Genomic DNA, 6,125 nt, shown 5'->3' with positions numbered 1-6,125 from the left:
GCCGGCGCGCCGGCCAGCCGTTCCCGCCAGTGCGCCAGCTGGGCGGCCAGTGCCGCCTCGCCGTCCGGCCGGCGCCGCGCGGTGACGTGGTCGACGAAGCGCACCAGCAGCGCCGGCACCTCGGCCGGTACGCCGCCGGCGAACTCGCCGTACCAGCGGATCAGCTCGTCCCGGAACAGCCCGGCCGACCAGGCGTCGAAGACGATGTGGTGCACGGTCACCAGCAGCAGGTGCTCGTCGTCGCCGAGGGCCAGCAGGCGGACCGCGAGCAGCGGGCCGGCGGTCAGGTCGAACCGGACGGCGGCGTGCTCGACGGTCTCCCGCGCCGCGGCTTCCCGGCGGGCCGGCTCGGGCAGCGCCGCCAGGTCGGTCACCGGCAGCGGCACCTCCAGGGCGTCCCGGACCCGTTGGGTGACCGCGCCGTCGGCTTCGGTGAACACGATCCGTAGCGCGTCGTGCCGGGCCACCACCGCGTTGACCGCCCGGTGCAGGGCGGCGACGTCGAGCGGGCCGCTGATCCGCTCGGCGAAGGGCACGTTGTAGACCGGGGTGCCCGGGTCGAGCCGGTCGAGGAACCAGAGCTGCTCCTGGGTGGCCGAGAGCGGCCGGGGCGCGCCCGGTTCGGGGCGGCGCTCCCGGGCCCGGCGCAGCCGCAGGGCCAGCAGTTCCCGCTGCTCGGGCGTGAGATCGGCGAGGTCCGGGTGCAGGTTCTGCGTCATGGGGTGGCCCCTTCGGCGTACGCGTGGGCGGCCCTGCCGCCGCCGGCCAGCAGGCGGTGCAGCGGGGGAGGGGTGTCGTGCAGGTAGAGGTGACCGCCGGGGACGACGGTGAGGGTGAGCCCGGCCGTGGTGCAGGCGGCCCAGCCGGCCGCCGCCTCCGGGCCGACCACCGGGTCGTCGGTCGCCACCACCACGTCCACCGGCAGCGGCAGTGCGACGACCTCCGCCGGCCGGTACGTGGCGACCGCGGCCAGGTCGGCCCGTACGGTGGGCAGGATCAGCCCGAGCAGAGCCGGGTCGGCGAGCAGTTCGTCGGGGACGCCGCCGAGGTCGCGCAGCCAGCCGGTCAGCCCGGCGTCGTCGAGGGTGTGCGCCCGGCCGGTCCGGCCGGCGTGCTGCGGGGGCTGGGCGGCGGAGACCACCAGCCGCTGCGGCGCCGGGTCGCCCCGCTCGACCAGCCGGCGGGTCACCTCGTACCCGAGCAGGCCGCCCATGCTGTGTCCGAAGATCGCGAACGGTGGCCGGATCCGGGCGGTGATCGCGTCGACCAGCGGGGCGGCCAGGCCGGCCAGGCTGTCCAGCGGCGGTTCCGCCAGCCGGCGTTCCCGGCCGGGCAGTTGCCCGGTCCACAGTTCCACGTCAGGTCCTAGCCAGGTCGCCCACGCCCGGTACGCCCCACCGCCCGCCCCGGCGTAGGGGAGGCAGAGCAGGCGCAGCCGGGCCTGCGGGCGCGGCGCCGCGCGGCTCAGCCAGGCAGCGGTCGCCGGTGGCGGGGGTGGTATCGCCATGGCCGCAGACGCTAGGAACGACCCGTGACGGCGGTCTTAGGGCCGGATGAGGGTTGCCTGTGGTGGGCACTTCGGCCCGGTCCGCCGGGCAGCCGGGCCAGCAGGGTCGCCCCAGCCCGCACCCGCTGGCCCGGCCGCGCAGATGGACGAGCCGTGCCGGAACCGGCAACTGGGCCATGTTTGGCGGCAATCGGTACGGGTAGCTGCCCAGGCATCAGCCGCGGAGACCTACCGGGTGGCGTGAATCGGCCGGGGGAGGGGTGGTGCGATGGACACGCCGACGGCAGCACCGGTGTGGCACACCAGCGCCCTCACGCGGCTGGCCTGGGGTGCGGCCCTGACCGTGGCACCGCACCGGGTACTGCTCAGGTGGGGGCATCCGAGTGGGCTCGCCGTGGCGGTGCTGCGGGTGCTCGGCGTGCGTCACCTGGCCCAAGCCGCGATGACCCTGCGCCGGCCGACCCCGGTCGTGCTCACCGCCGGGGCCGCGGCGGACGCGTTGCACGCGACGACCGCACTGGCGCTCGCCGCCGTGGACCGCCGGCAGCGCCGCATCGCGCTGCTCGACACGGCCATCGCCGGCGGCTGGGCCCTGCTCGACCTGAGCGCGGCCCGCCGACCGCGGAACGGCCGCGCCGGCTGACGAGGCAGGGCATGTCCTGCCCGGCGGCCGAACCGCGCCGTCGGCGCTGCGCCGCGCCGTTGACGATCACCCGGCACGGTCAGTCGGGAACCGGGCAGGGGTGGGCCTGGCCGAGCGTGACCGCGGTCTCCAGCATCATCGCGTGCACGAACGCCTGCGGGAGATTGGCGCGCAGTTGCCGTTGCTGCACGTCGTACTCCTCGGTGAACAGGCCGGGCGGGCCGCAGGCGGCGCGGCTGCGTTCGAACCACCGGTTGGCCGCGACGACGTCACCGGCCTGCCAGGCGGCGAGCGATGCCGCGTACCCGCAGAGGAGGAAGGCGCCTTCGGCGTCGCCGAGTGGCCGGCTGTCCGGCCGGAACCGGTACAGGTAGCCGTCACACTCCAACTCCCTCAGCACCGCCCGCCGGGTCGCCTCGGTCCGCGGATCGCCCATCGGCAGCGCGCCCCGGATCCCGGGGAACAGCAGCGAGGCGTCAACCCGCTGGTCGTCGTACGCCCGCTGCCAGCGCCCGGACGGGTGCAGGCCGTGGGTGGCCGCGTCGGCGAGGATCGCGTCGGCGAGCGCTGCCCACCGCCCGCCCAGCCCGGCCGGCGCCACGCCGGCCGCCGCCCGCAGCCCGGCCACACAGATCAACTTCGAGTGGGTCCACTGCCGGGGCGACAGCTCCCAGATGCCCGAGTCGGCCTGGCCCCAGCGGTCGGCGATCACCCGCGCGGTCAGCTCCATTGCGTCCCAGGCCGAGCGGTCGAGCCGGTCACGCCGCGCGGCCTGCGACAACACCAGCAGGACCTCACCGAAGATGTCCAGCTGGAACTGCTCCCGTACCCAGTTGCCGACCCGCGGCGGCGCCCCGGGATAGCCGGGCAGGAACGGTAGCCCGTGCTGCTCCGGCACCGGGCTGCCGTCGACGGTGTAGGCGGGGGCGAGCCGGTCGCCGTCGGCCAGGACCCGTTCGGTGAGGAAGGCGACGATGTCGTCCAGCAGGTCGTACCGGCCGACCAGGGCGGCGGCCTGACCGGCGAAGCTCTGGTCCCGGATCCAGGCGTACCGGTAGTCGTAGTTCCGCCCGGCCAGCGCCCGCTCCGGCAGGGCGGTGGTCGCCGCCGCCACCATGCCACCGCCCGGTCGGGTCAGGCCGCGTAGCACGGCGTACGCGAAGACCACATCGCGGTGGGCGTCGCCGCCGGCCGGTGGCAGCAGGGACTCCCGCCAGGCGTGCTCGGTGGTCCGCCACAGCGCTCCGGGTTCCGGAGGCGGATCATCCAGCGGGTGGGTAGCGATCTCCAGCACCATGTCGTGCTGCCCCCCGGCGGGCACCCGCAACTGTCCGCAGAGCGCCCCGCCGGCGGCCAGGCCCAGGTTCTCCCCGCCCGTGTGGCGCAGGTGCAGGTCGCCGCAGCGGGCCAGCCAGAGCGATCCGTCCCGGCGGGCGTCACGCAGCGGGACGCGGCCGAAGTCGGCCCGTGGATTCAGCCGGACCCGGACGACCGCGTCCCGGTCCACCGCGTGGACCTGGCGCAGCAGCACCACTCGCCGCTGCTCACCGGGAAACAGCAGGGACTCCCGGCACTCGATGATGCCGTCGGTGGTCACCCACCGGCTCACCCAGATGAGCGACCCGGCCTCGTAGTGCCCGCCCCACACGAATCGCGAATTCGCCGGTGTCACCACGTACTCCCCGCGGCCGCCGAGCAGTCCGGAGAAGACGGCAGGATCGGCCCAGCCCGGAGCGCACAGCCAGCTGACGTCCCCGTACGGCCCCACCAGCGCCCCGCGGTGGCCATCGGCGAGCAGCGCGTACTCGCGCAGCACGCGTGGCTCGTGTTCGTCGCCGGCCGTCGGTCGGCTCGGCTCTTCGTCTCGGCGCACCGGCCACACCCCCCGCCAGCCTCGGCCCCCGGGCCGGCCCGTACCCGTCCTGGACGTCCGTACGCCCGGTACCGCTTTTCTGGATCGGATTTCTCCCGACTCCGGCCTTCCCTCACGCCCGTTCTTCGCCGTCGGCGCGGTCGCGCAGCCGGTGCGCGGCACCGGACAGAGCCTGCCCGAGCCTGTCGGGCACGACACCGCCCGGGCTGGCGTCGAAGCTGGATTCGTCGAGGATGTCCTTGACCATCTGCAGGGCGATGCGGTTGCGGTTGGGCGTACCGGCGCGAAGCGCGGCCGCCAGTTTTTTGACCTGCTCCTTCTTGGCCCTCGCCGGCATCGGGGGTTCGTGCGGGTCGACCACGCATTCGACGATCACCGGTCCGGCGGTGGCCAGTGCCTGTTTCATCTGGTCCGGACAGCGAGCGGGGTCCTCGATACGGACGCCCGTGGCGCCGCAGGCTTCGGCGAACCTGACGAAGTCCATCGGGGCGAAGTTGACGCCGTATTCGGGGTTGCCGAGGAACACCATCTGCTCCCACTTGATCAGGCCGAGGGTGTCGTTGCGGATCACGACGATCTTGATGGGGAGTTGGTGCTGCACCGCGGTGAGCACGTCGCCGAGCTGCATGGTCAGTGATCCGTCACCGGTGAAGACGACGACCTGACGGTCGGGGTAGGCGGCCTGCGCCCCGATCGCGTACGGCAGGCCGGCGGCCATCGAGCAGTTCGTGCCGGAGAAGCTGAAGGCCTGGCCCTGGCGGATCTTGATCTGGCGGGCGGCCCACGTGGTCACCGTGCCGGAGTCGCCGCAGACGATCGCGTCGGGGGCGAGCGCCTCGTTGAGCGACCATGCGGGGACCTGCGGTTTCATCGGCATGTCCCGGGACGAGCCGCGCTCGGCCATCAGCTCCCACCAGTCGCGCATGCCGGCCTGTGCCTGGTGCAGAAAGTCCCGGTTGTCGTTGCGGGACAGCAGCGGTCGTAGGGCCGCGAGGGTGGCGCGGGCGTCGCCGGCCAGCGCGACGTCGACCGGGTGGCGTAGGCCGATGCGTTCGGGCTTGTCGTCTATCTGCACGCAGACGGCCTGCCCCGGGTTGGGGTAGTACTCGATGTACGGCATGGTGGAGCCGACGATGAGCAGCGCGTCGCACTGCTCGAGGGCCTGCTCGGACGGAAGGGAGCCGACCAGCCCGATCGGACCGGTGGTGTAGGGGCTGTCGTCCGGCACACAGTCCTTGCCCAGCTGGGCTTTGATGATCGGGGCGCCGAGCACCTCGGCCATGGCTTCGAGTTCCTCGCCCGCGCCACGGGCTCCGGCGCCGGCCAGGATCGCGATCTTCGTCCGACCGGCCAGCGCCGCGGCGGCGGCCTTCAGGTCTTCGGCCTGCGGCACGCGGATCGGGGGGCGCCAGGTCGTGGAGGTGTGGCCGGGCACGTTGCGCATGTAGCGGGTGCCGGATCCGGCGGGCGCGGCCTGATAGTCGATCGGGAAGGCCAGGTGCGCGGGTCCGCGTTCGGCCAGGGCGGTGCGTACGGCGTAGTCGACGACATTGGTGACATGGGACGGTCCCATGATCCGCTGGTTGTAGACGGTGACGTCGTTGAACAGGTAGTCGGTGTTGACGTCCTGCAGGTAGCTGGTGCCGATCAGGTCGTGGTACGACATGCCGGTGATGGCCAGCAGCGGGGCCTGTTCGACGCGGGCGTCGAGGAGCCCGTTGAGCAGGTGTGCGGCCCCCGGGCCGGAGGTGGCGAAGCAGACACCGAGCCGGCCGGTGAACTTGGCGTAGCCGACGGCCGCCATGGCCGCGACCTCTTCGTGCCGGACGTGGATGTAACGCATCCGGTCGGTCTTCTTGCGCAGCGCGTCGACCAGTCCGTTGATGCCGTCGCCCGGCAGGCCGAAAATCGTGTCGACGCCCCAGTCGATGAGCCGCTCCACGAGCGCGTCGGCGGCCGTGCGTTCCTCAGCCATGTCGCTTCGGTCTCCTCATGATCTAGCGGCGGTGTGCCCGCCAGCGGGTGACGGCGGCCGCGCCTGCGACGGCGAGCAGCGCCACGCCCGCGGCAGCGCGCACGCCTGCGCGGGTGTGGCGGGCCGG

General features: G+C 73.7%; 5 protein-coding genes. 1 reads left to right on the top strand and 4 read right to left on the bottom strand.

From position 1 onward, the window contains the following. Together ONA70_RS33965 and ONA70_RS33960 are read right to left on the bottom strand one after the other, a co-directional pair. A partial coding sequence (locus tag ONA70_RS33965; RefSeq protein ID WP_265010578.1) for a condensation domain-containing protein occupies positions 1-719 on the bottom strand: 719 nt, incomplete at its 3' end. Then, positions 716-1,507 (bottom strand): thioesterase II family protein, encoded by a 792-nt coding sequence (locus ONA70_RS33960; RefSeq protein WP_265010577.1) that lies wholly within the window; start codon positions 1,505-1,507, stop codon positions 716-718. The genes ONA70_RS33965 and ONA70_RS33960, both read right to left, overlap by 4 nt. A gap of 268 nt (positions 1,508-1,775) precedes the next feature. Here ONA70_RS33960 and ONA70_RS33955 point away from each other — a divergent pair, with 268 nt between their 5' ends. Further along, the gene (locus tag ONA70_RS33955) at positions 1,776-2,150 is read left to right on the top strand and encodes a hypothetical protein (protein ID WP_265010576.1); all 375 of its coding nucleotides are present in this window, start codon (positions 1,776-1,778) and stop codon (positions 2,148-2,150) included. Between the two features lie 79 nt (positions 2,151-2,229). On the opposite strand, the gene ONA70_RS33950 is transcribed toward ONA70_RS33955, so the two are convergent. Then, positions 2,230-4,023, bottom strand: a complete 1,794-nt coding sequence (locus ONA70_RS33950) for a glycoside hydrolase family 15 protein (protein ID WP_265010575.1) — start codon at positions 4,021-4,023, stop codon at positions 2,230-2,232. 112 nt (positions 4,024-4,135) lie between these two features. Beyond that, positions 4,136-5,998: a thiamine pyrophosphate-dependent enzyme gene (locus tag ONA70_RS33945; protein WP_265010574.1), complete on the bottom strand. Its 1,863-nt coding sequence runs from the start codon at positions 5,996-5,998 to the stop codon at positions 4,136-4,138. Positions 5,999-6,125: the final 127 nt, after the last annotated feature.

Origin of the sequence: Micromonospora yasonensis (assembly GCF_026013475.1) — a bacterium.
Lineage (GTDB): Bacteria > Actinomycetota > Actinomycetes > Mycobacteriales > Micromonosporaceae > Micromonospora > Micromonospora yasonensis.
This window is presented reverse-complemented; position numbering and strand designations above follow the sequence as displayed.